Here is a 25,449-nt window from a genome sequence, read left to right as displayed (position 1 = left end):
GACGAATCCTTTCTTGTGGTGGCGGCTTGCCTTGTACTTGGCAGGCTTAAGCGGGAACCTCCTTGTTTTTTACTGGTACTCGAAACGTCCTTTCCAGCGGCAGGCTTAAGTACGACTTCTTTCTCTTTTCACCTGCACTCGGACTTCCTTTCCCGCGGCAGGCTTAAGTACGACTTCCTTCTCTTTTCACCTGCACTCGGACTTCCTTTCCCGCGGCAGGCTTAAGTACGACTTCCTTCTCTTTTCACCTGCACTCGAAACGTCCTTTCCAGCGGCTGACTCAAGCGCGGCTTCCTTCTCTTTTCACCTGCACTCGGACTTCTTTACCCGCAGCAGAATCAAGCTGGCGACTTCCCTACCGCTTGCCTTTTTTAGACTTCCTTTCCCTCGACCAGCTTAAATGGCGATTTTCATGTCGCTTCCCCTTGCCCTTCCAGACGTCCTTTCCTACGGACGCCAAAAAGGCGCTTTTTCCCAAGCAACGTATTTTTTCTTCTATACAAGAAAGCAAGATTAAATTGGAACGTCTCATCAAAAACTATTATTATTTTGCGATTTTGGTATAAAAACCATTTTTCTTGTACATGCTTTAACTAACCAAAAAAGTTCAAAGGGAGTTGGTTATAATGAAAACACGTCAAGATGCCTGGACAGAAGAAAATGATTTGCTTTTGGCTGAGACCGTTCTTCGACATGTCCGTGAAGGCAGTACACAATTAAATGCTTTTGAAGAAGTTGGGGACAAATTAAATCGAACATCCGCGGCCTGCGGATTCCGGTGGAATGCTGTTGTCCGCCAACAATATGAAAAAGCACTTGATTTGGCCAAAAAACAACGAAAACAACGACAAAGACTGTTAGGAAAAGAGCAGGGAGGAAAGAAAAAGCTTTTGTATCAGCCGCCGGTTCCTTCTTTGGAAGATATCCAAGCTCCGGTGACGGATCAAAGCGCAGGAACGGAGATAATCGGTACACCTGCATCAAAAGTTACTAAGGACCAAACGATATCAAACGATCAGACAACCCCACTGGGCAATGAATTAAATCTCGGCAACGTGATCGCCTATTTACAGCAACTCCATCATTCGGAATTTCATGTTGAAATTGTAAGAAGTGAGAATGAGAGATTAAAAAGAGAATTGAACGATCTAAAGGCCGAAAATAAAGAGCTGGCACAAAAAGTGGAAGAACTGGAGAACACATCTGTAACAATGCAGGAAGATTATGAGACATTGATGAAAATTTTGAACCGCGCAAGGAAGCTTGTCCTGTTTGACGAGGATGATCGCTCGGCCACTACCTTTAAAATGGACCGAAACGGCAATCTGGAGAAACTAGCAGAGTAATACTCGCATAAGCAAATACCTTGCTCCATTTACGTACAAGTTGAACTGAAGTGATACCGCGGAAAGCGAAATATGTTGACGTAGCGGTGATAGGGTTTTTTTTAACACAAATAAACCGAACAATTTTAAATGAATTGTTCGGTTTTTGCTATTTCGTATTTGCTTATGTACCAGTCTCTTTAGCTTGCAGGAAAAAGAGAAGCTTTTTATTTTAATGAGCGACATAGAGTTTGAAGAAACAGCACATGGTCGTTATTGAAGCGGTAGATGGCCACTATCCATCTCTATTCGTACTCTCGATTGTCCCGCAGGATTGGAAATTGTCGTCTCCTTTTAAACTTTACTTACCTTGCCTAAAAGCGCATTTTAGGCAATCGTAAACTCCTTCTCTTTATGCCCCCATAAATTTCTTGTTTCTGTCTTGCATCCGCTCAAAATAATGAGGATACCACTCCAGCTCTTTCCCTTGAAGGCTGCTCATAAAAATTTGACCGCTCGTCCTCTTTAACGTGGTTAATAACAGTTGCATAGCGTCTGTTATTGTAAGCCTCTGATTCAACAACTCGGACAAAGAAGCCATGACACTTGGCTCAACCGCCGGAAACGTATATTTCATTGATTCATTGAATTTTGCATGCGTATAAAACTCCTGTAATAACTGCGCCCGTTTCGAGCCGCTGCCCGAAACACACAAATACACTTGAACAGCGACACCATTTCGGATTCTCCGCTGGGAAATACCGGCAAATTTTTTCCCCCGTATACTTAAATCGTAGCTTCCCGGACAATAAGAGCCGACGATTTCCCCTGTCTCAATCCGGCATGAATACTCGTGGAACATCATTTTAACAAGCTCCCACATGGCATCATATCCGCGATTAATGTCAATGCCGCGTTCTGTATCCGGAATAATGAGAGATATATTCAGTACCCCCTCATCAAGTAACACAGCCAATCCGCCTGAATTACGCACGATCCATTTTATATTTTTTTCTTGCAAAAACCGCAGCCCCTCTTCAAGATGTGGAAGCTTCGTATCTTGAATCCCCAACACGACTGTATCATCATGTACCCATGTTCTGACAACTGGCGGAGAATTTCCGCTACCTACCGACTGGCAAAGGGTATCATCAATCGCAAACGAATCCAATGCGTTAAAATGGGGGGCGAGCCCCGATTGATCAATGAAACGCCATTGATCTTGGTATAATAAAGACTTATGTTCTCCCATCAGTTCTCTCCTCTTGTCTCTCTTGATGCCATTACGTTTGCCCTGCTGATTGGGCGGCTGTTATGAGCGCAAGTCTAAATACGTCCTCTTCGCTGCATCCTCGGGAAAGGTCGTTCACGGGGGCATTTAGTCCTTGGAGGATTGGACCAACTGCCGCAAAGCCTCCAAGCCGTTCCGCCATTTTGTAGCCAATATTCCCCGCCTCCAGGCTCGGAAAAATAAAAACGTTCGCATCCCCTTGAATAACCGAATCTGGTGCTTTTTTAGCCGCTACAGCCGGTACGAAAGCGGCATCGAATTGAAATTCACCGTCGATGACAAGATCGGGGTCCATGCTTTTAGCCAGACGAACCGCCTCTGCCGCTTTTTCGGTTTCTTCGGAGTGAGCCGATCCTTTCGTTGAGAAGCTGAGGACGGCGACACGGGGATCTACATCAAACATTTGGGCCGTTTTGGCACTTTCTACTGCTATTTCCGCCAGCTCCCGGCTGGTTGGGTCAATATTGATCGCACAATCGGCAAAGATATATTTTTCTTCATCCCTCATCATGAGAAATGCTCCGGAAACCTTGCCGACCCCTTCTCTTGTTTTAATGATTTGAAGTGCGGGCCGAACCGTGTCGGCGGTAGAATGTGTTGCGCCGCTCACTAAGCCATGGGCTTTATTTAAATAAACGAGCATCGTTCCAAAATAGTTCACATTGAGCAAAACATCCGCTGCCTCTGATTCCGTCAACTTTCCTTTTCTGCGTTCCACCAGTGCGCCGATCATTTCATCCATGTCGGCAGCGTTTTGTGGTTCGTATATTTCCATTTCCCGCAGGGAAACATCTAATTTTTGGGCACAGCTTGCAATCTCTTCCCTATCGCCGATTAACACAGGTGTAAGCAGCTTATCCCTTGCCAATCGACCAGCCGCAGCCAAAATTCGCGGATCCGTTGATTCCGGAAAAACAATTTTTTTATCCCATCCGGCCGCTTTCAATCGTAATTCATTAAATAAAGATTCCATATTTATCCCTCCAAGAGAATCATCCGAAGATCACATATTTATTTTACACTCTTTCAACAAAGCCATTCCTGTCCAACTTCCCTTTTGAGTGAAAGGGATGTGCATTCAGGAAATGGATAAACTGTGCTATAGTAATAATGGATTATAAAGTATAGGAGTGATCAATGTGAGTGAACCGGCACAAACACTGGACGGTTGGTATACACTTCATGATTTTCGGACGATCGATTGGGCGGCTTGGAAATTATTATCAAATAATGAACGGCAAGCCGCCATCCACGAGTTTAAATTATTCCTCGACAAACTTGACCATGTACAGGAACGCAAAGAAGGCAGCCATGCCTTGTATACGATTATAGGTCAAAAAGCGGATTTCATGCTAATGATTTTACGTCCGACTATGGAAGAACTGAATAATCTTGAAAACGAATTTAATAAACTGACAATCGCGGAATACACAAGGCCGGCTTATTCCTATTTTTCCGTCGTTGAATTAAGCAGTTATCTGGCGGGCGACTCTGATGAAGACCCATACGAAAACCCGTATGTCCGTTCCCGTTTATATCCGATCTTGCCCAAAACGAAATACGTTTCGTTTTATCCGATGGACAAGCGTCGAGAGGGCAATGACAACTGGTACATGCTTTCAATGGAAGAACGGAAAGACCTCATGTACAGCCACGGAATGATCGGTCGCCAATACGCCGGGAAGGTAAAGCAAATTATTACCGGTTCTGTCGGGTTTGACGATTACGAGTGGGGCGTTACCCTCTTTTCCAACGATGTGTTGCAATTTAAAAAGCTTGTATACGAAATGCGCTTCGATGAAGTAAGTGCGCGCTATGGCGAATTCGGTTCATTTTTTGTTGGACATCTGCTTGAAGACAGTCAAATAGATCAGTTTTTACATGTAAAATGAACCTATCCCCCCCATTTGCTTGGATGGGGGTTTTTTATTGGCATGCTCCCCCTCCACTTTGCATACATATGAAAGAGCATTTCATTCAGGAATGATTCACTTTTTTTGGAGGAGGGAGTCCTTTTGGCTAAACCAAACCAACCGCAAGTGGCCGGATATTACCCGCATGGTCAAATGCTGTACCGCCAACAGCCTTATTATGGAATGATGCCGCCTCAAGCGCCGCAGCCGCTCCAAGTTCCAACACCTGTAACAGGGACTAAAGGTGGCATCGATGTTCCCGGTATGCTTCCAATAGAACAGTCATACATTGAAAATATACTTCGCATAAACAAAGGGAAACTTGTTGAAGTGCACGCTACATTTGAAAATAATAAGGAATGGAACGCGATGATTTTTCGGGGACTGATTGAGGCGGCCGGTCGTGATCACCTCATTATTAGTGACCCGGAAACAGGAAAAAGATATTTAATCCCGATGGTGTACGTTGATTATGTCACGTTTGACGAACCAATTGAGTACGAATATCCTTTCGGGGCAGGTACGGCACGTTAAAACGCACAAAAATCTCGGACCTGTACAGATCCGAGATTTTTTTGTCATACATATTTTATTGAAAACACGATGAGCAAAACCCAGGAAACAAGAAATGCGACCCCGCCAAACGGTGTAATCGCCCCAAGCACCTTAATCCCCGAAGTACTGAGGACGTATAGGCTGCCGGAAAACAAAATGATGCCAATCAGCATCAGCCAGCCCGACCATGAAAGCAAAGAGCTTGCCCCAATCTTCCCGGAAATGATACCGATCGCAATGAGACCCATAGCATGGAACATTTGGTATTGAACACCCGTTTTCCATATTTCCAAATATTTGGGTTCAAGCTTATTTTCTAGTCCGTGTGCACCGAAAGCCCCGAGTGCAACAGAAAGAAATGCATTGATTGCTCCTAAAATAATGAATGTCTTCATCCGCCTACGCTCCTATCCTTAAAAATCAAAAATGGATTCTCCATTTGCTTCTTCATCTTCCAAAACTTTGGCACCAAGGTCATTCATTGGTTGCGGCGAAACTTGTTGACATTTCTGCTCTTGGCTTACTTCCTGGCCGCCAGCTTCGAGGACCAATTCAGCAAGAGCCTTGACAGCGGACATGCGGCTGCGGATTTCTTTTGCGCTTTCTGCTTGTTTCGCCTTTGACAACTCTTGTTCCATTTTATCAATAAATGCTTTATATGTAACGTACACGGACACATCCCCTTTACATGCTCACTATTGGTTTTTCTCCCTTACAAGCATAAGGACATTTCGCCAAAAAATCAAAAGCGTTACAAATTGGGAATTTGCCAATCAATCGGTTCTTCGCCCAATTCTTGTAAAAATGCGTTCGCTTTGGAAAAGGGCCGGCTTCCGAAAAACCCGCGGCTTGCTGACAAAGGGCTCGGATGGGGAGACTGAATGATTTTGTGTTTTTTTGTATCAATCAAACGAAGCTTTTCTCGCGCGGGTCTCCCCCAAAGGATAAAAATGACCGGCTTTTGACGTTCATTCACTAACGAAATAACTTTATCCGTAAATATTTCCCAGCCTTTGTCGCGATGAGAATGGGCCTGTCCGGCCCTTACTGTCAAGACCGTATTTAATAACAAGATTCCTTGTTTGGCCCACTTCACCAAATAGCCGTTATTCGGAATATAACAGCCCAGATCATTCTCTAATTCTTTGAAAATATTTTGCAAAGATGGAGGAATGCGGACATCCGGCTTTACGGAAAAACTAAGGCCATGCGCCTGTCCCGGTCCATGGTAAGGGTCCTGACCCAGCAAAACTATTTTCACATCGTTGTAAGCGGTAAAATGCAGAGCATTAAAAATATCATGCATGGATGGATAAATCACTTTTTCTCTATATTCTTCAATCAAAAACGACCGCAAATTCAAATAATAAGGTTTCTGAAACTCTTCTTTTAAAAGCGGCCACCAATCGTTTTTCAAAATTTTTTTTGACACGCTAACTCCTCCTTTATCCCCATTTATTCTTGCATATTTTCAAAGAGAAGGAAATTGAAATGCGTATGATGATGTTTGATGTGAAACGTCCCCGGATATATACATACTGGTGGATCCATTCGTTCCCCAAAAAGACTTCGGAGGTGTCTTTTATGAATACAGTAAAAGTATGTGAAAATGGGTTACAGGCAAAAGGAATCATTAACCAGTTAACAGCCGAAGGCTACGATCGGGAAAATATATATGTATTTGCCCACGGCGAGGAACGGGAAAAGGATTTGGCGGATGCTTTGGAAACGGGAAAAGTCGGAATATCTGAACAAGGCTTAGTAAACACGGTAACAAACGTATTCCGCGAAAGAGGAGATGAGCTTCGTTCCGAATTGGAAGCAGTTGGGCTAACCGAAATAGAAGCCGAGAAATATGAAAAAGTATTGGACGGCGGAGAAATCGTATTGGTAGCAAAAAAATAATAGATCGATTGGCTAAAAGCAGGTGAACCACTTCACCTGCTTTTGCAGTTCTTGAGATGAAAAGGGTGTCTTCTCTCCATAAGAATGATGAAGCCGTCACCTCTTTTAAAGTGCGACTTATTATCAAAAAATGCTTATGCTCCATTCACGCGCTCATATAGAGTGAGACGACTTCGATATAGGAATACCTTTGGCTATCGCTATTTCAATTCACGTACTCATGTAGAGTGCGCGCCGAATACAAGCGCTTTGGCCAAATTTCAATTCACGCACTCAGGTAGAGTGTGACGTACGAGGCCAGACGCTAGACATTGACATTGAAACGATTTCAATCCACGCGCCATGTAGAGTGGCTGAGCGGTTTGACTTAAACCATGGTATTTCAATCCACGCACTCGCAGAGGCGAAAAACCGGCCCTATTACTACCCTACTAAAGAATGGTAAATTTTGCGGGCTGTATCTGGGTTGCTTGTGCCATGAATAAGCGCACGGCCATCGCGAAAAAAGACAGCTCTCGCTCCTCCCTTGCGAACGGAAACAAGAAAAGGGTTGCCGCCTACCTCATATCCCGCTGAACGCCATTGCCTGACCATTTTCTCCAAAGGAAAATCTCTCTGGTCTGCCGGCCTGATTTGCACCGTATCACGGCCACATAAAACAGCCACCTTCATTTCATGGGCCGGGTCCAAAAACGGGTATGCCGGCTCTTCTCCGCATGAACGACAGCCACTTTCTTTTAAAGCATCCGTCTTTAGTGATAAGTAGTTGTTTTCCCACAAATCGAAGGAAACGTACGCCTGATTAACCGCCGCTACATTGCCAGATAAAATTTTTAACGCTTCCGCCCCCTGGTGGGCTGTTACCATTTGAACCGCTGGCGCGATAATGCCAACGGTGTCACATGTCTGTCCCTGTAATGGGATTTTTTTTATCAAGCATTGAAGGCATGGTGTCACATCCGGCATGATGGAAAAGGCCATGCCAAAGCTGCCAAGGCAGGAGCCGAATAAATAAGGAATCCGGTATTTTTGTGCCAAATCATTCATGATAAATCTTGTTTCAAAATTATCCGTTCCATCTATTAATAAATCCGCGCCATCTATCACATTTTCTAACAAAGGAGCATCTGCCTGGGCAACAATCGCGGTTATATCCACTTCTTTATTAATAAGCGCCAACTTCTCTTTTGCCGCCTCCGCTTTTGGCCACTTTTTCCTGGCGTCTTCCTCTGTAAACAAATGCTGGCGCTGCAAATTACTCATTTCTACATAATCCCTGTCAATCAAAATCAGCTTTCCGACTCCGGCCCTTGTCAAAAGTTCGGACGTGTTTGTTCCGAGCGCTCCGACGCCGACAATAATCGCGCTTTTGTTCCGAATTTCTTTTTGCCCGGTGGGTCCAATCGGCTTAAATAACTCCTGACGAGAATAACGGCCTGCTGGGGTGGTCATTATCATCACCCTCCGCTGACAGGAGGAATTAACGCGATTTCGTCATGTTCCCCGATGACCTTTTCATCTTTGGCAAATTCTTCATTGACGGCAATCATAATACCGTCCAAACTACCCAATGACGCTTTTTTTTCAAGGTAAGCACGCAATTCCCCGACTGTTTTGCCGGCCGCATTGATTTCTATGAAACTTTTACCGGCATTTTCCTTAAGTTGGGCAAACAACAGTACTTTATTCAACCAAATCACCTTCCTTCGGTTTCCCTGTCGCATATTCTTTCGTTCCTTGTTGGTTGCCGATCCATTCCTCCCCATCTTCCCAATGCTCTTTCTTCCAAATCGGAACCATTTCCTTTACTCTTTCAATTGCATATCTGTTTGCCTCATATGCTTCCGGGCGATGGGGAGAGGAAACAGCGATGGCAATGGCGATATCGGTTATTTCAAGCCGGCCGATTCGATGGACCATGGCCACCTCGACAACAGGCCATTTTTCCTTCATTTCCTTGACAATTTGTTCCATCTTTTTAAGAGCCATAGACTGATAAGCCTCATATTCCAAATAAAGGGTTTTCCTTCCATGTGTCAGCTCGCGTACAGTACCGATAAACGTTGTCACGGCTCCTGCTTCTCTTCGAACGACTTTTTGAAAAACGTCGTTTATATTGATGGGCTCTCTCGTAATCTCACATGTCATTTTTCTCACTCCCTTTGGCCAATTCGCCAGCTTTTATGTAGTCTTCCATTGTATTCATATTCCAGATATCCAGAGTACCATCATCAACTATCATATATTCGGCATCAATCCGGTCAAGCAATGCTTTTACCGACCGTTTCCCTTCCTCCAATGCCGCTTTTGCCACTTCGGCAATTCGAGCATTATAAGCGCCAAAAAGCGGGTGGATCCGTTCAGAATCTCTTAGTATAACAGCATCCCGATCATTTTTCTTTAAAAGATCAATCAATTGGCACCCCCGTTTTGCAGAAGCAAACGGCATGTCGCAGGCTACAATCAGGCACGGTCCGTTTCCGGCGGTATGCAGCCCTGTATAGATCCCCGCAAGCGGTCCCTGCCCCCTAAATGCAGCTTCATCTTCCAGGACACGCACATTCAGGTTTTTATAAGTTTTCACATTATTGGCGATCACTATGATTTTTTTTGACACAGGCTCGAATTCGGCAATGAGCCGGTCTATCACGCGGCGCCCACCTACTTGCATAAGCGCTTTATTTTGTCCCATTCGACTTGATTTTCCCCCGGCCAAAATAATGGTTTCCATATTATGCCTCCCGAATGTAAGAACTAAGTAGTCCTTCTGGTAAATAATCCTGTCCGAATTGAGAAAAAACAAATAGGGATGAGCATATTGCAGGTTGTCCTCCAAGCGGCAGCGCGGGTTCTCTATATGTCACAATCCTGTGCCATCTGATAATGCGCCAAAAAATCCACTTGCTGTTTTTCAAAAATGCCATGATAGTTCGCACCGGAAACCCGTTATTTCGGCAAGCCCTATTGAACAACAAAAAAATGGTGTTAGAAAAATGAGATTGTCATCATTATAACAGAAATGACGTTCTTCTTGGTTCTTGGGACGCGGAGTGCTTGTTTAAGCGCGCTCAAAATCTACGTCAAGCAAACGCTTGATTCACATGGTGTGTGGGAATTTTCTTTTTCCCGCGAGAGGTATATAATAGTGGGACTGGTACAACCTTTAAATTGGAAGGAGCACGATTTACATGAAAAAAGCTTTGACACTCGCTGGGTCCGATTCCAGTGGAGGAGCCGGTATACAAGCGGATTTAAAAACTTTCCAAGAAAATGATGTGTACGGCATGACGGCACTCACTTCCATTGTGGCAATGGATCCCGACAATCACTGGAACCATGAAGTCTTCCCCATTGATGTCCAAATCGTAGAAAAGCAGTTAAACACGATCCTTTCTGTTGGAATCGACGCGATGAAAACGGGCATGCTCGGTTCAGTAGATATTATCGAGCTTGGTGCCAAAAAAATAGATGAACACAAATTGAAAAATGTCGTCATCGATCCCGTTATGGTCTGTAAGGGTGAAGATGAAGTCCTTCAGCCGGAAAATACCGACGCGATGCGCGAATTGCTCGTTCCCCGCGCCACCATCGTCACGCCCAACTTGTTTGAAGCGTGGCAGCTCGCCCAAACTGGGCCGATCAAAACAGTCGATGACATGAAAGAAACGGCCGCTAGAATTCATGAACTCGGTGCTCAACATGTGATCATTAAAGGAGGAACAGGGTTACAGACGGATAAAGCCACAGACCTGTTCTATGATGGCAAAGAATTTATCTTATTGGAAAAAGACAAGCTCGATACAACATACAATCATGGAGCCGGCTGTACATTTGCCGCTGCTATTACAGCAAACTTGGCAAAAGGAACATCTGTTAAGGATGCCGTCCTTGCCGCAAAAGAATTTGTTACGGCCGCCATTAAGCATGGATGGAAATTAAACCAATATGTCGGTCCAGTCATGCACGGCGCGCTTCATAAATATGAATAACCATTCCCGTTCTGAAGGACTGTTTGGTGTCCATTTCATAAATAAATAGGAACATCAAGGAACCCCGGCGGATGCCCTTTCTGCCGGGTGTTTTTTCTGAGAAAACGTGGAAAACCTTCTTTCCCAGATATTTTAGCGATATTCATTTGATTGTTGAATCATTGAAAAAGAGTTGACACTCTCCCATCGTAAAAATCCTATCTTTCGTAATTCCATTCATTTTTTAGTAAAATGAGCATAGGCTCACGGGTGAAGGAGGTCAACAACTTGGAAGAGATCAATATTCAGCAAGTCCAACATATGATCAATCGCTTTGCTGGAGAAGCGGTGTTCATCCATTTGGAAACAACAAACGGTGCGTACGCTTCCCATAAAGATGCGTCATTTTTCTCATCAGGTGCGTTTATTCGCAATGCTGAAGTATGTTATGAACATGGAAAGATTACAGGCGACGGTCCTTATAGAGTAGGCTTAAAGCTCCCGATTGGATGGATTTATGCGGAGGGCTTGACACATTTTGAAGTGGATGATCTCGGAAGACTTCTTCTTGCCGGCCATGATTATTCCGGAAAATTGGCCGTTGCCTTGCAAATAAGCAAAACACCTTTTAAATAGATTCAAAAGGAGCTGACGCCAATGGAAAAAGAACGGCACGTCCTTGTTGTTTTCCCGCATCCCGATGATGAAGCCTTTGGCGTATCGGGAACGATCATCAAACATATCCAAAACGGCACGCCGGTCACTTACGCATGCCTGACACTTGGCGAAATGGCGCGGAACTTGGGAAATCCACCTTTTGCCACGAGAGAGTCACTGCCTGAAATCAGAAAAGCGGAGCTTATAAAGGCAGTCAATATTATGGGTATTCAAGATCTTAGGCTTATGGGCTACCGGGATAAAACACTCGAATTTGAAAATGAGGAAGAATTGGCCAATATGGTCTTCAAAATGATTGAAGAGTTAAACCCATCCTTGATTATTTCGTTTTACCCAGGTTATTCCGTACATCCGGACCATGAAGCAACCGCCCGGGCTGTTGTCAGAGCCGTCCGCAGGCTGCCGAAGGATAAACGGCCAAAACTGCACTGTGTCGCCTTTTCCAACAATCACGAAGAGGAACTCGGAAAAGCCGACATCATCCACGACGTCAGCGATGTTTGGGATCAAAAAGCCGACGTCCTGAAGGCGCACATCTCACAAACTGCGTGGATGATGGATGAAATGCTCGAACAAGTTGCCGCAAAAAATCCGGCCTGGGTAGAGAGAATGTTAAACGAACGTTTTTGGACGTACAACTGGGAAAAAGATCAAGTATTGTAAACAGCATGCGAAAAGAAAAATAAAATGTACCCCATAGGCAACTTTTAAGTGCTGCACTATCGGGTACTTTTGCTGCATTTTCCTACAGGCTTATCGTTATGAAATCGGCATTTCCTCAAGTATCTTATAAATGGCTTCCGCCACTCCGTCTTCCGTATTTAACCCTGTCACATAGTGACAAGCGTCTTTTACTTCCTGTTCAGCATTCCCCATTGCCACCGAGTGTCCCACCATCCTGAGCATCGATAAATCGTTGTAGTTATCTCCCAGGGCCATCGTTTCTTCCATGGAAATCCCCCGTTTTTCCACATATCTTTTCAGAGCGGACCCTTTTTGGGCATCCCGGTGCGTAATTTCGATATTGTGGCGCCCTGACGCGGTAACCGTTATTCCCTTAATGACTTCCAGCCGTTTGCTTAAATCGGCAAGCAGTCCCATATCTTTTGAAAAGCCAAAAAACTTATAGGTGACGCAATCTTCGGCGGCAAAAATTCCGTTATAGTTATCCACGATCTGAATAGCTCTTTTTTTGAAACGCTTTTCTACTCTATTTCTTAAACTGGAGACTTCAAGGGACGGATTTGCCGTCCGATAAATATCCATCACTGCCTGAATCCCTTTTTCAAAACTCGTCGTATACGTTCCCTGGCTCGTGTACAGTTCAAAATACACACCGGCCCTGTTGAGCACGGAAGCAACGGTATTTGCCGTTTGTTCATCGAGTCCGACCCCGTATTCAACCTCCCCATTTTCATCACGAATTTCTGCTCCATTCAGTAAAATCGCCGGGCAGTCAATATTTGTATGGTCCAGCACGTAACGCATGTCATGATAAGATCTTCCAGTGGCCACAAGAAAGTCTATTCCTCTCGCCCGCGCCTCCTGAATCGCTTCCTGATTGGCTTCACTCACTTCCTGATTGGCGTTGAGCAACGTTCCGTCCATATCGGTGGCAATACATTTAATCAATGACAAGTCTCCTTCTGTTAAGGGCTGTCATGCCCCCTTGATATCGGCTTGTATTCTATCGAAAATAAACTGAAAATGCAACGAAAACTCACAAAGGCTGGCAATCATAAAGGATTTTTACAAAACAATGTAGAATATACCTTACATGAAGTAAGACCAATCCATATATGGAGGTTGATAGTCTTGAAGAGGTTGATCGGCTTTTCAACCGGGTTAATGCAAAGGTATTTGCCTGACCCCTTCCTCTTTGTTATTCTATTATCGTTTATCGTCTTTATTCTTGGCCTTATTTTCACGAACAGCACACCGTATCAAATGATCCAGTTTTGGGGTGAAGGCTTTTGGGGGCTGCTCGAATTTTCCATGCAAATGGTGCTTGTTCTCGTAACAGGACACGTGCTGGCAAGCAGCGGTGTTTTTAAAAGAATACTTGGTAACCTTGCCGCGCTTGCAAAATCTCCAGGTTCTGCCATCATCCTTGTAACCGTCATTTCCACGCTGGCAAGCTGGATTAATTGGGGATTTGGGCTTGTGATCGGCGCTCTTTTTGCCAAAGAGCTGGCGAAAAAAGTGCAAAATGTGGATTATCGCCTGTTAATAGCAAGCGCTTACACCGGTTTCATCGTTTGGCACGGCGGTTTTTCAGGCTCTATTCCCTTATCCATCGCCACACCCGGTCATCCGTTTGAGGATAAAATTGGAGTTATTTCAACAGGTGAGACGATTTTTGCTTCATTTAATATGATCATCCTGCTTGCACTGTTTATTGTTCTTCCTTTATTAAACCGCATGATGATGCCCGATAAAAACCAGACGGTAACGATCGATCCGAAGTTGTTGGAAGGAGCGGATCACCTACAGGCAGCGACACTTGAAAAAGAGCAACTAACCCCTGCTGTCAGACTGGAAAATAGCCGAATGGTATCCATATTGACAGGTATTTTTGGCATCATATTTTTAGTCTATTATTTTTCAAAAAACGGATTTCAATTGAATTTGAATATCGTCAACTTTACATTTTTAATATTTGGGATTCTTTTTCACGGAACTCCGGGAGCGTTTTTGAGAGCGGTTTCCGAGGCTGTAAAAGGGGCTGGCGGAATCATTATCCAATTTCCGTTTTATGCCGGCATTATGGGAATGATGACCGTTTCAGGACTGGCAACCGTAATGTCTGAAGCATTTGTTGCCATTTCCAATGAGTTTACATTTTACTGCTTTGCTTTTTGGAGTGCGGGACTCGTCAACTTTTTTGTGCCATCCGGAGGGGGCCAATGGGCGGTTCAAGCTCCCGTCATGCTGGAAGCCGCAAAAACAATGGGGGCATCCGTTCCGAAAACAGCGATGGCCGTTTCATGGGGAGACGCGTGGACCAATATGATCCAGCCTTTTTGGGCACTTCCTGCCCTTGCGATTGCTGGTTTAAAAGCACGGGATATCATGGGTTTTTGTATCATCACCCTTTTTGTAAGCGGAATCATCATCAGCCTGGGGATGCTTTTCCTGTAATCCAATCAAACGTTTGATTGGATTACAGCTTCCATTCAAACGTTTGATTAAACTGTTTTTTGTTTTTCCAAATAGGCCCTTATCATGAAATAACTGACTTCCTCCGGGAGAAGCTCCTTAATCGGGGTCAGCCTTTCCATTCCCGCTTCCCGCACAGTTTCTGCGATGATTTCCTCATAATGTTCCGGAACGAACGTCGACCCATTAATCGGCAGGTTATCCCCCGGGCATGTTAATAAGTGGGTTTCAATTGTCCGGTCAGACAATTGCCGGACTTGAGCAATTTCTGCTATCTCCATGCCTTGATTCCGCATCTCATATGTAATATGGTGACTAGGCGTGTCCCCGCGCTTAGCTGCTCGAATGTTGGCAGTACCGGGCAATTTCCGCCAGAAAAGCGGCGCCGTATGCTTCCAGCTTCTTCCTTCCTACTCCTTTGATTTGGCGCATTTCTTCTTCCGTCATGGGAAGATGCGCGCTCATTTCTTTTAGGGTCGTATCTGAAAAAATGATATATGGAGGCACTCGTTCGGAAGCGGCAATATCCCTGCGGAGCTTTCTCAACGCATCAAACAACAGATTATCTTCCACAACTTGTGAAATACTCACTTTTTCTTTCCGTTTGACTTGCTGATTCCCCCGCAATACTTCGGCTGCTTTCTCAGTAAGCATCAAAACGGGATATGTTCCATCCGTTGGCCGCAAATACCCTTCTGCTGTTAAAAAGTCGATCAGCTCGGCTGTTTCCTTTTGCGTTTTTTCACTCATGATTCCGTACGTTGACAGCTTGTCAAAACCAAAACTCCTGATCTTTTGATCAGAAGAGCCAGTCAACACTTTTGCGATCATTGTTTTTCCAAACTTCTCATTCATGCGCCAAATGCATGAAAGTACTTTTTGCGCTTCAACGGTGACATCTATTTGTTCCCTGTCATCCGTACAGTTTCCGCATCGTCCGCACTCCGCCGACGACTCTTCACCAAAGTAATGGAGTATATATTGCTGTAAACAAGATTCCGTATGGCCATAAGCCATCATCTTTCTCAGCTTGCCATATTCATTTTCTTTTCGGAGTTCGTCCATCTCCGATTGCTCAATTAGAAACGACTGAATGTGACTATCCTGCGGGGAAAAAAGTAAAATGCAGTCACTATCAACACCATCGCGGCCCGCCCGTCCGGCTTCCTGGTAATATGCTTCAAGATTGCCCGGAAGGTTATAGTGGATAACAAACCGGACATTTGATTTATTAATCCCCATACCGAATGCGTTTGTGGCGACCATCACCTGAATATCATCGTATAGAAACTGTTCTTGATATTGGCTGCGCGCTGTTTCCGACATGCCCGCGTGGTATTTTCCCGCCTTTATTCCCTTTCCCGCCAATTGGCGTTGTAACCGCTCCACTTCTTTTCTCGTCGCGGCATATATAATACCGGCTTGGCCGCTGTTCTTCTTTAGGTAATCCATTAAGAACAGATCACGATCTTGGCCCTTAACAACATGGAAATGCAAATTTTCCCGTGCAAAACCAGTCACAACGACATGTTTTTCTTTTATATGGAGCAGTTGGCGAATGTCCTCCCTCACCTGCAAAGTGGCAGTGGCCGTCAAGGCGAGTACGACAGGTTTCGGACGGATACCGGCAATCAGCTTTTGGATTTTTAAATAGCTTGGCCGAAAATCATGGCCCCATTGAGAAATACAGTGGGCTTCATCAACGGCAATAAGAGAGATATGAACCTGGCGTAAAAGCCGCAAAAAACTTGGGGATTCCAAACGTTCCGGCGCAATGTAAATCAATTTGAACTTTCCATGATAAACACCTGAAAGCCGCTCTCTCATTTCTTCATCAGAAATACTGCTGTTAATATAGGTTGAGGGGATGCCCAACTTTTCCAGCGCGTCCACCTGGTCTTTCATTAACGAAATAAGCGGGGAAATGACCAGAGTAATCCCGCGCAACATAAGGGACGGGATTTGGTAGCAAACGGATTTCCCGCCTCCTGTCGGCATGATACCGAGCGTATCATGTCCTCCCAATACATATTGAATAATGACATCTTGACCTTGGCGAAATTGTTCATATCCAAAATATGACCGCAACAGGTCTTTTGCTTTTTTCAGCAACATTACAAACCTCCAATTGCCAATATGTCCATTATACAGAAAAAGAAGCCCCCCAGCCATGGTCAGGAAGGACTTCTTTCCAGTTTTGCTTCAATTTTATCAAGCATATCCGCAGTCATTTTCGACAAATCATATTCCGCATTATACCCCCATTCGGTACGGGCGCGCGTATCATCAAGAGAATTCGGCCAACTGTCGGCAATTATTTGCTTGATCGGTTCCACTTTATACTGGATGGAAAAATGCGGGATATGTTTTTGGATTTCCTTTGCGATGGCCTCGGGATCGAGGCTCATGGAAGTAATATTATAGGCATTGCGATGTTTGAGCCGGTTAGGGTCCGCCTCCATCAGATTGATAATGGCTTCAAGCGCATCAGGCATATACATCATATCCAAGTATGTGCCTTTTTGAATACACGCTGTATAAGAGCCTTTTTGCACCGCGTCGTAATATATTTCAACGGCATAGTCCGTCGTTCCGCCGCCTGGAGGAGCCAGATGGGAGATAAGCCCAGGGAAACGGACGCCACGCGTATCCACCTTGTATTTTTTAAAATAATAATCACATAAAAGTTCACCCGACACCTTATTAATACCGTACATCGTTTCCGGCCGCTGAATCGTTGTTTGTGGGGTATTCGTTTTTGGTGTGGACGGGCCGAAAGCGGCAATTGAACTGGGAACAAAAATTTTCATATTCAATTGCCGGGCAGTTTCAAGTGCATTGATCAAGCCATTCATATTCAAATTCCAAGCGACTAACGGCTTCGTTTCGGCCACCGCGGATAACAGGGCTGCCAAATGAATGATCGTATCTGCTTTAAAACTACTTGCGACTTCCTGCAATTTTTCCCCGTTCGTCACATCCACTATTTCAAACGGCCCCGAATCTACGACCTCCCCCAAGGATGTCCGGATGTCTGTCGCAAGAACATGTTCTTTGCCATATTCTTGCCGCAGCCTTAAAACAAGTTCTGAACCAACTTGGCCAAGCGCGCCAGTCACCAAGATTCTTTTCATTGAAAAATTCCCCCTTGGTTCACGAATAAGGCGAAACTTCAATCAGCGTGACCCGCTGATCAGAAGTAGAACAAAGGTTAAGATCGCCATGTCCCGTTGGCAAGCTCGGAAAGCGCCGCCCTAGAAAAATCCTTGCGATGACAATACCAAGGCTTTCCTTTTCCTGTCACTTTTCTTGTCGCCACAGCGCCTTTTAGCAATTGAGCGCTTGTTGGAGATAACCTCCTTCCAGATTGGATAGAAGAAGGAAAGTCTTTCTGTCCGTTCATATGAGGAAATTCACGCTAAATAACACCGAGTTCCTTGCCGACTTTTTCATATACCGCAATGGCACGGTCCAACATGTCTTTTGTGTGTACCGCTGTCGGCATATTGCGTACGCGACCGGTTCCTTTTGGCACAGTAGGAAAAACAATGGATTTGGCATATATGCCTTCTTCAAATAAGCGTCGACTAAATTGTTGAGTTGTTTTTTCCTCTCCAATGATACATGGCGTGATCGGCGTTTCACTTTTTCCAACATCAAACCCCAGCGATCGCAATCCAGCTTGTAAGTAGCGGGCATTCTTCCAAAGACGTTCGCATAATTCTGTACTTTCCATCAAAACCTCAATCGCTTTTGTCGCTGCCGCAGCATCCGCGGGCGTAACAGCCGTTGAAAACAAAAAAGGCCTGGAGCTGACTTTCAACCAATCAACTACTAATTTTTTTCCCGCAACATACCCGCCAACCACACCGATCGCTTTGGATAATGTGCCAATTTGAAAGTCAATTTCTTTTTCCAAGCCGAAGTGCTTCACTGTTCCGGCTCCTTTTCCAAGAACACCGGAGCCATGCGCATCATCCACATACGTAATCAAGTCAAACTCTTTGGCGATCTCCACGATGTCAGGTAACTTGGCAATGTCGCCATCCATGGAAAAAACACCGTCTGTTATGATCATGATTTTGCTATAGTTGCCCGACTCCTTCGCTTCCTTTGCCTTCTTGCGCAAATCGTCCATATCCGAATGATTGTATCGGATGATGGTTGCGCGTGAAAGCCTGCACCCGTCAATAATGGAAGCATGATTTAATTCATCCGACAAGATTGCGTCATGTTTATTCATGACGGCTGATATCGCAGCCATATTGCAATTAAAACCGGACTGAAACGAAATGGCCGCTTCTGTTCCTTTAAAGTGGGCAAGTGTTTCTTCCAGCTTATCGTGGAGTGTGAGCGTTCCGTTAATCGTCCTGACAGCCCCCGCTCCGACCCCCCATTCTTTGACAGCGGTAATAGCCGCTTCTTTCAAGCGCTCATCCGTTGCCAAACCAAGATAATTATTGGAGGATAAATTGATTTGCTCTTTTCCATTCATTTTGATAACCGGTCCGTTAGGCGTTTCCACCGTATCAATTTCGTTATAGAGGCCTTGCTCACGTAAAGCGGTTACATTCTTTTCCAAAAACTGCTGTAATGCTTCCGACATCGTCATCCCTCCTGATTATAATGGAACACACAATTGTTCACCTCAGAAAAACAAAATGAATATGGCGTTTCAATATTATACTATTTACCTAGTAAAAATATAATACATTGTTTTTCTTGAAAAGACAAACAATTGAAAGCGTTATTAAAAATAAAAATGAGCAGCACAACCCAAAGCCTCGGTTTGTACTGCTAACGTATAAAGGAGATGATAAAATCCATTCATTGTAGTGGGTACCAAGATACAAGAGCCTGCTAACGAAATGTTTATTTTTGTAAAAACTTTATGAATCAGCTAGTAGCCTTTGACAGTATCAGGGAAGAGAAAATGATACGTGATCCCTCTCCCTCTAAGCATATACATTATGGACATTGAAAGAAATTCCTCAAACAAAGCTATCCCTTCATAAGGTTTTATCCATTTTAACTTTCTGTTAGGGATCGTTTATTCATATCATTATCGAAAAACATAAACCTCTAAAATGAATCCGCTCATTCATTGAATTTCCTCAAACCTTATTAAGCTCAATTCTTCAAACAATGTCACTGCTTGAGATTTTCCAAAAAACAGATTATGGAGGGTTATTTTTTGACTATTTCGTTTTCAATTTAAGCTTGTCAACATTCTGCCTGTCGGTTGGCAAGGAGAAGGTTGTGTGTTGCAAGAAATGGAAAAAGTAAGAGATAGCTCTCTGCAAAACAAGCCTGTGATCGTTGCAGGAGATACAGAACGCAGAAGTGGAATCGTCTTGGTTGCATGTTCCATTAGCAAAGAAGTTTAGTATTACTACTGCTGAGGCATTAGGTTCTGCAATATTAAAATACCCACATGTTTCTGTGGTGACGCCTCATATGCAGTTATATATAGATATTCCCATCCAAATAAGCAAGATCGATTTATTGGTTGAATCATGTAAAACGAACGAGAACATTGACTCCAAATTCAAATATGACAAACCTTATTAATTCTTTCATTTTTTAATTTTCTTCATGTTTACCAGGGGTTAAGTCATCTATCTTACGACTGTTTGATAACAATAATCGGAGGCTTTTGTTTTTTTCTATAAATATAAATATAAGAGATATCCGGTTCATCCTTATATACAATTTCCACATAATATTCTCCTACTTTTGAATCGTATAAGGTTTCCATAGATATGAAATCATCCTCATCCAACCCCTTACTTTTAACGTGTTCCAAGACTTTATTAGTAGTTATCGCTTTTTGAATGGGGTATTTATAAATAATAAAACCAGCAACGATTATAATGATAGACCCAAAAATAATAAGAACTAATCTCATAATAATATCATCCCTTTTTAAATTTCTTAAAATAAGAAATTTTTCATTATTCTGTTTATATTATACTATATTAAATAAAAAAGGGAGGTTTTATTTATGAAAAAAATAGGTATTTTATTTGGAGCAGTACTCTTTTCGGTTTTCTTATCTTCAATTGTTCAAGTGAATGCAGCAGAAAATGAGCCGCACGAAGGTCTCGTAGAAAACATCACTGAAGAAGAATTTAAAACTCTCCAAGAAGAAGGTGTTTTGGATAATACTTTCACCTACAATGAGTATAAAGATTTGTATCTGGCGCATGATGATCAGTTCATCTGCCCAAATGGCCGGAAAGTGGTTTTTATAACATACAAAAATAAAAAGAATACCTCAGGCCATATCCAAAGCTATAAGATATACGAATGCGAGGACTGTTCCGATTGCCCGCCAAAAGCCCAATGCACAAAAGCCAAAGGCAACCGGCAGGTTCATTTAAATATGATCTATGAAGAGATGGAGGCAAAGGCGAAGACAGCCCTTGAATGTGAAGAGAACGCAGAAATCTACTCCAGGCGGAAGACCGAGATAGAAAATGTGTTCGGTCACATCAAGGGCAATCGGTCGTTCCGTCGATTCTCCCTGCGGGGACTCAAAAAGATCCACGTGGAATTCGGGATTGTGGCCCTGGCCCACAACTTCCTAAAAGTGGCGGGCATTTGCCAGCTACTTTCAAGGGGAGACCCGAAAAACACAAAATCAGGCGAAGGAAAACAAACCGTTTTCCTCCGCCTGATTTATTTTAAGGGCTTTTTAGAAACCTCCTGTCGCAGAAAAATCAGTCTGGGCTGACTTTCTGGACAGCGCCTTCTTACCTCTAGTCAAGTAGTTTTTAATGTTCTTCCAAGTTGTTGGCCAAGTGGGTTATTTCATTTGAAATATCCTTGTAAATTTCTAATAAGCGGGATTGATCAGATTGTTGTCGATAAATTGTGTCCAGTTGATCCTGAAACTGTTTGGCTTCGGCCAGAAACTTTTGTGCTTTTGCCATTTGTTCACGGTATTTGCTTTCCACTTTAGCGACCTCTTCCGCTATTAATTCATCTGTCCCTGGAGCGATCGTCAATTCATACATATCGATGACTTCGTCTCCCGCTCTTGATGGAAAATATTCGTGGGGTGCGGTGCTGTCAAAAACAGCCCAGCCTAATTCCCTTACAAGAACCATATCCAAGCTTTCCGGATCAAAGCCGCAATGATAGATTTCCATGTCATAACCCCGCTTTTCAGCCTGCGCGACAATTTTTTTCAGCAATGTCGACTTGCCCGTTCCCGCCCGGCCTTTTAACAAATATCTTTTCGTTAAACCTTCCGTAATATTTTCAACAAAATCAAACGAGCCTTGATGCGTTGTTGTTCCTAAAAATCGACGTCGGGCTGTCCCTGTACATCCTTTGGATGTTTCTCCAAATAATTTCTCGATTAACGATTGTGCCACATCGTCCGCTTTTGCGAAATCCATTCTGTCGATATACAACTTTTCCCAATCATCATGAATGCGCAATGCCTTCGCATAGCACTCGTACGCTTTGACCAGGGCTTGATTCTTATCTTCCATTATTTTTTCCGTTTCATTCTGGTTTTTTTCCATTACATCCAAATCAATCGTTTCCCAACCGTCACCGACAAAATGTTTTCCTACATTACGCGGCGGATCCCCATCCACGATGCCGAATCCGAGGTCACGGATGATAAAACCTTCTACGGCGTCCTGATCACTTGGCCGGTGGATTACTTCCAAATCAAAACCCTTTCCGATCCAGTCAGCCAATAACTCCCCGATTAACCGTGATTTTTCGACATGTGATTTTCCGGATAAAATAAATACGCGATCCAGTTCCCGCAAATTACTGTCGTACAAACAGTAAAAACCCTTTGCGGTATTTCCGCCGGCAAAGTACCGCAATACTTTCGCGTTCACTTTTTCACTCCTCAAACTTTAGCTTTTGTTTCTTTCTTCCAGCCTATGCAAGAAATTGTTGATGTGTACTTTATCCCGCATATAAAGTGCCGTAATACTCCCACTTCAAAACCTGAATTGATGCAAACGGTCTAAGTGGGAGAAAACGGCACCTAAATGCCCGATTTGTTCAACTAACATTCAGTAGGAGTTGGAAGAAACCTCCTACTGAATGAAGTTTCACTTTATATCTTTTTTTCGGCAAGTTCGAGTTCATCAAGCTGTTGATAACATTTCTTCAGCTCTATTTCCAATCCCTCGAGCTGTCTTTCCAGCGGATGAAGGTTTCCTTTTACATATTCCAGTTTTTCCAAGTCATGTTGAAGCCTGACATAATCCGCTTTAATATCGGCAATTTTATATTCGATTTCAGATTTTTTCATTTTCTTCCCTCCCTAGATTCCTGCATAAAAGTACGCCAAAAGCAATTACAGGACATATTTATTTTTTCCTGCGCCAATACCAGCCAAAGTCATTCCGCAAACGACCCCCATAAGGGTAATAATCGGCAATGTCCATGATTGTGTCAAGTCAAGTTCATATCCAATTAACATGGGGCCGATAGCGGACATTAAATATCCCAAAGATTGTGCCATCCCGGACAAACGTGCTGCATCCATCACATCTTTTGCACGCAAAACAAAGAAAGTCAAAGCCATGCTAAAGCCGGCTCCTTGGGCAAATCCCAATAATATGATGCAAACGGTCAACATCGCTTGGCCGCCCCCCGCCAAAAGACCGGAATAAGCAATCAAATAAATAGAGCCGATCACAAGTACGATACCTCTTTGGTTTTGTAACTTGCCGGCAATCACCGGGGCAATGAAAGAAGCCGGCAAACCCGCAAACTGGAGAATTGACAACATCCAGCCCGACATCGTGCGACTAAACCCATGGCTATAAGCAATTTCAGGAATCCATGTGATCAGAGAGTAAAATAAAAATGACTGCAACCCCATAAAAAATGTGACTTGCCAGGCAAGCTTGGAGCGAAATAAGCTACCATTAGACCGCACGATATGGATTTTCCCTTTTTCTTCCTTTTGCTTACGAGTTAGCGGGAGCCAAACAACAGACGCAATGACCGCTAACAAAGCCCAGGCCAATAAAGCATTTTTCCAACCCCATCCGAGATTTTCCGATAAAGGAACGCTGAGTCCGGAAGCGAGGGCTGCAAAAATTCCGAGCGACGTCGTATATACGCCTGTCATAAAGCTCGCTTTATCAGGAAATTTCAACTTAACAATGCCTGGCAACAATACATTGCCTATGGCAATGCCAATGCCGATCAGGACTGTTCCGAAAAAAAGCGTGCCGACACTTCCGCTTGAACGAATGATGATGCCGGCGGCCAACAACCCTATACCTATTAATATGGCGAGTTCATTTCCCAGTTTCCTTCCAATTATAGGGGCAAAAGGCGAAAGTGCGGCAAATGCCAGCAGAGGCAAAGTGGTAAGCATTCCAGCCACCCCGTTGGACATCCCGAGATCTGTGCGGATCGAACTAACAAGCGGACCGACAGAGGTAATGGCTGGCCGCAAGTTAAAAGCAATAAATATGATGGCACATACAAGAAATACTCTCTGATTTGCAGCTTGTTTTGTCATTGTGGAAAATTCGTTCATTACTTCATCAACCTCTTTTTAGAAACCCGATATTCTGGAAAAAACATGTTTATTTTTATACGATAACAGAGATAGCGCATATTTACATTAGTTTTGATTTTTCAAATTGGAACGGAGGGTCATGATGAAAGCAATCCTTGTAGATGAAAAAGGAAATGTAAAGATTGGAACTACAGAAAAACCGGACATTGCCCCTGATGAACTTCTTATTCGGGTAAAGGCGACTGCTTTAAACAGGGCCGATTTGTTGCAAAAACGCGGACATTATCCGCCGCCACCCGGTGCATCCTCTATTTTGGGTCTGGAAATGGCTGGAATTGTAGAAGAGATGGGAGAGCATGTTCAGGGTTGGAATAAAGGGGACCGTGTGTGTGCCCTTCTTCCCGGAGGCGGTTATGCCCAATATGCGGCTATTCCGGCAGGGATGGCCATGCCGGTTCCGGAAAACTTGTCATTTGAAGAAGGAGCCGCGATTCCGGAAGTTTTTTTAACAGCGTATATGAATATGTTTGACTTGGGGAAGCTGCAGAAAGGACAAAGCATATTGATTCACGCGGGTGCAAGCGGCGTCGGTACTGCCGCGATTCAGCTTGCTAGAGAAGTCGGCGCCAACATCATTGTCACCGCCGGGTCGCAAGAGAAACTCGACCTTTGCCGTTCTTTGGGGGCTGATACCGTCATCAATTATACAGAAGGTCCTTTTCTTCCGGAGGTAAAAAAAGCGGCGCCTGACGGGGTCGATCTTATACTGGACTTTGTCGGAGCCCCTTATTGGGAGCAAAATATAAACGCCCTGGCCCTCGACGGCAGACTTGTGTTGATCGGGACAATGGGCGGGGCCAAAGTAAAAGAGGTGAATTTGTTAAAAATAGTATTTAAACGAATTCAAATCATTGGAACAGCTCTTCGTTCCCAGCCTGTTGAGAAAAAAATCGCTTTAACGCAATCTTTTGCCGCTTTCGCCTTGCAAAAGTTTTCCGAAGGGCGACTAAAACCCGTCATTGATTCAGTGTGGGATTGGAAAGATGTCAATCAAGCACATGAACGAATGGAGAAAAATAAAAATGCGGGGAAAATTGTTTTGAAAATAGGGGAATAATACAAAAGAAGTACAACCCGGAGG

At 43.9% G+C, this 25,449-nt stretch carries 27 protein-coding genes and 1 pseudogene; 11 read left to right on the top strand and 17 right to left on the bottom strand.

What is annotated here, in order from left to right; genetic code table 11:
• Positions 1–626: 626 nt before the first annotated feature.
• On the top strand, positions 627–1,346 hold the full coding sequence (locus tag MHB50_RS00340; protein WP_339161032.1) for an RsfA family transcriptional regulator: 720 nt from the start codon (positions 627–629) through the stop codon (positions 1,344–1,346).
• Between the two features lie 391 nt (positions 1,347–1,737).
• On the opposite strand, the gene MHB50_RS00335 is transcribed toward MHB50_RS00340, so the two are convergent.
• Together MHB50_RS00335 and pta are read right to left on the bottom strand one after the other, a co-directional pair.
• On the bottom strand, positions 1,738–2,577 hold the full coding sequence (locus tag MHB50_RS00335; RefSeq protein WP_339161030.1) for a lipoate--protein ligase family protein: 840 nt from the start codon (positions 2,575–2,577) through the stop codon (positions 1,738–1,740).
• Positions 2,578–2,608: 31 nt separating this feature from the next.
• The gene (pta, locus tag MHB50_RS00330; protein WP_339161027.1) at positions 2,609–3,589 is read right to left on the bottom strand and encodes a phosphate acetyltransferase; all 981 of its coding nucleotides are present in this window, start codon (positions 3,587–3,589) and stop codon (positions 2,609–2,611) included.
• Positions 3,590–3,755: 166 nt separating this feature from the next.
• On the opposite strand from pta, the gene hemQ reads away from it, so the two are divergent.
• On the top strand, positions 3,756–4,508 hold the full coding sequence (gene hemQ, locus MHB50_RS00325; RefSeq protein ID WP_339161024.1) for a hydrogen peroxide-dependent heme synthase: 753 nt from the start codon (positions 3,756–3,758) through the stop codon (positions 4,506–4,508).
• Positions 4,509–4,631: 123 nt separating this feature from the next.
• Positions 4,632–5,063 (top strand): spore coat protein GerQ, encoded by a 432-nt coding sequence (gerQ, locus tag MHB50_RS00320; protein ID WP_339161022.1) that lies wholly within the window; start codon positions 4,632–4,634, stop codon positions 5,061–5,063.
• Positions 5,064–5,107: 44 nt separating this feature from the next.
• Here gerQ and MHB50_RS00315 read toward each other — a convergent pair whose 3' ends face one another.
• The 3 genes from MHB50_RS00315 to MHB50_RS00305 form a co-directional block, all read right to left on the bottom strand.
• Entirely contained in the window at positions 5,108–5,479 is a 372-nt protein-coding gene (locus MHB50_RS00315; RefSeq protein WP_077109675.1) for a DUF423 domain-containing protein, read from the bottom strand.
• An 18-nt stretch (positions 5,480–5,497) separates the two neighbouring features.
• Positions 5,498–5,755, bottom strand: coding sequence for a YwdI family protein (locus tag MHB50_RS00310; RefSeq protein WP_077109676.1), 258 nt, complete (start codon positions 5,753–5,755; stop codon positions 5,498–5,500).
• Between the two features lie 80 nt (positions 5,756–5,835).
• Entirely contained in the window at positions 5,836–6,516 is a 681-nt protein-coding gene (locus MHB50_RS00305; protein WP_077109677.1) for a uracil-DNA glycosylase, read from the bottom strand.
• Positions 6,517–6,668: 152 nt separating this feature from the next.
• Between MHB50_RS00305 and MHB50_RS00300 the strand changes: the two genes are divergently transcribed.
• Positions 6,669–6,989 (top strand): general stress protein, encoded by a 321-nt coding sequence (locus tag MHB50_RS00300; RefSeq protein WP_077109736.1) that lies wholly within the window; start codon positions 6,669–6,671, stop codon positions 6,987–6,989.
• A 423-nt stretch (positions 6,990–7,412) separates the two neighbouring features.
• Here MHB50_RS00300 and MHB50_RS00295 read toward each other — a convergent pair whose 3' ends face one another.
• Genes MHB50_RS00295 through MHB50_RS00280 form a run of 4 tightly spaced genes read right to left on the bottom strand, consistent with a single transcriptional unit; the run spans position 7,413 to position 9,720 of the window.
• A complete protein-coding gene (locus MHB50_RS00295) occupies positions 7,413–8,441 on the bottom strand; it encodes a ThiF family adenylyltransferase (protein ID WP_077109678.1) in 1,029 nt (342 codons plus the stop codon).
• 5 nt (positions 8,442–8,446) lie between these two features.
• Positions 8,447–8,680, bottom strand: a complete 234-nt coding sequence (moaD, locus tag MHB50_RS00290) for a molybdopterin converting factor subunit 1 (RefSeq protein WP_077109679.1) — start codon at positions 8,678–8,680, stop codon at positions 8,447–8,449.
• Positions 8,673–9,137 (bottom strand): molybdenum cofactor biosynthesis protein MoaE, encoded by a 465-nt coding sequence (locus tag MHB50_RS00285; protein WP_077109680.1) that lies wholly within the window; start codon positions 9,135–9,137, stop codon positions 8,673–8,675. Before MHB50_RS00285 ends, moaD begins: the two co-directional genes overlap by 8 nt.
• Positions 9,127–9,720: a molybdenum cofactor guanylyltransferase gene (locus MHB50_RS00280; RefSeq protein ID WP_077109681.1), complete on the bottom strand. Its 594-nt coding sequence runs from the start codon at positions 9,718–9,720 to the stop codon at positions 9,127–9,129. Before MHB50_RS00280 ends, MHB50_RS00285 begins: the two co-directional genes overlap by 11 nt.
• Before the next feature lie 451 nt (positions 9,721–10,171).
• Between MHB50_RS00280 and pdxK the strand changes: the two genes are divergently transcribed.
• The 3 genes from pdxK (at position 10,172) to bshB2 (ending at position 12,298) form a co-directional block, all read left to right on the top strand.
• Positions 10,172–10,978 carry a pyridoxine/pyridoxal/pyridoxamine kinase gene (pdxK, locus tag MHB50_RS00275; RefSeq protein ID WP_340085381.1) on the top strand — a complete coding sequence of 269 codons (807 nt, stop codon included), beginning with the start codon at positions 10,172–10,174 and terminating at the stop codon, positions 10,976–10,978.
• A gap of 267 nt (positions 10,979–11,245) precedes the next feature.
• Positions 11,246–11,593: a YojF family protein gene (locus MHB50_RS00270; RefSeq protein ID WP_077109683.1), complete on the top strand. Its 348-nt coding sequence runs from the start codon at positions 11,246–11,248 to the stop codon at positions 11,591–11,593.
• A gap of 21 nt (positions 11,594–11,614) precedes the next feature.
• Positions 11,615–12,298, top strand: a complete 684-nt coding sequence (gene bshB2, locus MHB50_RS00265; RefSeq protein ID WP_339161010.1) for a bacillithiol biosynthesis deacetylase BshB2 — start codon at positions 11,615–11,617, stop codon at positions 12,296–12,298.
• 96 nt (positions 12,299–12,394) lie between these two features.
• Here the strand turns inward: bshB2 and MHB50_RS00260 are convergent, their stop codons facing one another.
• Positions 12,395–13,267 carry a Cof-type HAD-IIB family hydrolase gene (locus MHB50_RS00260; protein WP_339161007.1) on the bottom strand — a complete coding sequence of 291 codons (873 nt, stop codon included), beginning with the start codon at positions 13,265–13,267 and terminating at the stop codon, positions 12,395–12,397.
• Between the two features lie 183 nt (positions 13,268–13,450).
• Here MHB50_RS00260 and MHB50_RS00255 point away from each other — a divergent pair, with 183 nt between their 5' ends.
• Complete coding sequence (locus tag MHB50_RS00255) at positions 13,451–14,776, top strand: short-chain fatty acid transporter (protein ID WP_339161004.1); 1,326 nt, start codon at positions 13,451–13,453, stop codon at positions 14,774–14,776.
• A 47-nt stretch (positions 14,777–14,823) separates the two neighbouring features.
• Here the strand turns inward: MHB50_RS00255 and recQ are convergent.
• The 3 genes and pseudogenes from recQ to MHB50_RS00240 form a co-directional block, all read right to left on the bottom strand.
• Positions 14,824–16,909, bottom strand: a pseudogene (recQ, locus tag MHB50_RS00250) (DNA helicase RecQ).
• Positions 16,910–16,968: 59 nt separating this feature from the next.
• Positions 16,969–17,928 carry an L-threonine 3-dehydrogenase gene (locus MHB50_RS00245; RefSeq protein WP_340084685.1) on the bottom strand — a complete coding sequence of 320 codons (960 nt, stop codon included), beginning with the start codon at positions 17,926–17,928 and terminating at the stop codon, positions 16,969–16,971.
• A 284-nt stretch (positions 17,929–18,212) separates the two neighbouring features.
• The gene (locus tag MHB50_RS00240) at positions 18,213–19,406 is read right to left on the bottom strand and encodes a glycine C-acetyltransferase (RefSeq protein ID WP_340084684.1); all 1,194 of its coding nucleotides are present in this window, start codon (positions 19,404–19,406) and stop codon (positions 18,213–18,215) included.
• Positions 19,407–20,055: 649 nt separating this feature from the next.
• Here MHB50_RS00240 and MHB50_RS00235 point away from each other — a divergent pair.
• Positions 20,056–20,181 carry a hypothetical protein gene (locus MHB50_RS00235; RefSeq protein ID WP_340084683.1) on the top strand — a complete coding sequence of 42 codons (126 nt, stop codon included), beginning with the start codon at positions 20,056–20,058 and terminating at the stop codon, positions 20,179–20,181.
• A gap of 236 nt (positions 20,182–20,417) precedes the next feature.
• Here MHB50_RS00235 and MHB50_RS00230 read toward each other — a convergent pair whose 3' ends face one another.
• A complete protein-coding gene (locus tag MHB50_RS00230; RefSeq protein ID WP_077109690.1) occupies positions 20,418–20,702 on the bottom strand; it encodes a DUF3139 domain-containing protein in 285 nt (94 codons plus the stop codon).
• A gap of 96 nt (positions 20,703–20,798) precedes the next feature.
• Between MHB50_RS00230 and MHB50_RS00225 the strand changes: the two genes are divergently transcribed.
• Complete coding sequence (locus tag MHB50_RS00225; RefSeq protein ID WP_340084682.1) at positions 20,799–21,530, top strand: transposase; 732 nt, start codon at positions 20,799–20,801, stop codon at positions 21,528–21,530.
• 40 nt (positions 21,531–21,570) lie between these two features.
• Here MHB50_RS00225 and MHB50_RS00220 read toward each other — a convergent pair whose 3' ends face one another.
• The 3 genes from MHB50_RS00220 to MHB50_RS00210 form a co-directional block, all read right to left on the bottom strand.
• Positions 21,571–22,659, bottom strand: coding sequence for a hypothetical protein (locus MHB50_RS00220; protein ID WP_339160992.1), 1,089 nt, complete (start codon positions 22,657–22,659; stop codon positions 21,571–21,573).
• A gap of 224 nt (positions 22,660–22,883) precedes the next feature.
• Positions 22,884–23,081 (bottom strand): SE1832 family protein, encoded by a 198-nt coding sequence (locus tag MHB50_RS00215; protein ID WP_339160989.1) that lies wholly within the window; start codon positions 23,079–23,081, stop codon positions 22,884–22,886.
• Between the two features lie 45 nt (positions 23,082–23,126).
• On the bottom strand, positions 23,127–24,326 hold the full coding sequence (locus tag MHB50_RS00210) for an MFS transporter (RefSeq protein WP_339160987.1): 1,200 nt from the start codon (positions 24,324–24,326) through the stop codon (positions 23,127–23,129).
• 121 nt (positions 24,327–24,447) lie between these two features.
• Here MHB50_RS00210 and MHB50_RS00205 point away from each other — a divergent pair, with 121 nt between their 5' ends.
• Positions 24,448–25,425 carry an NAD(P)H-quinone oxidoreductase gene (locus MHB50_RS00205; protein ID WP_339160984.1) on the top strand — a complete coding sequence of 326 codons (978 nt, stop codon included), beginning with the start codon at positions 24,448–24,450 and terminating at the stop codon, positions 25,423–25,425.
• Positions 25,426–25,449 lie beyond the last annotated feature (24 nt).

The organism is Siminovitchia sp. FSL H7-0308, from assembly GCF_037980985.1.
Lineage (GTDB): Bacteria > Bacillota > Bacilli > Bacillales > Bacillaceae_C > Siminovitchia > Siminovitchia thermophila.
The sequence above is the reverse complement of the archived record's forward strand: the minus strand, read 5'-3'. Positions and strand labels throughout refer to the sequence as shown.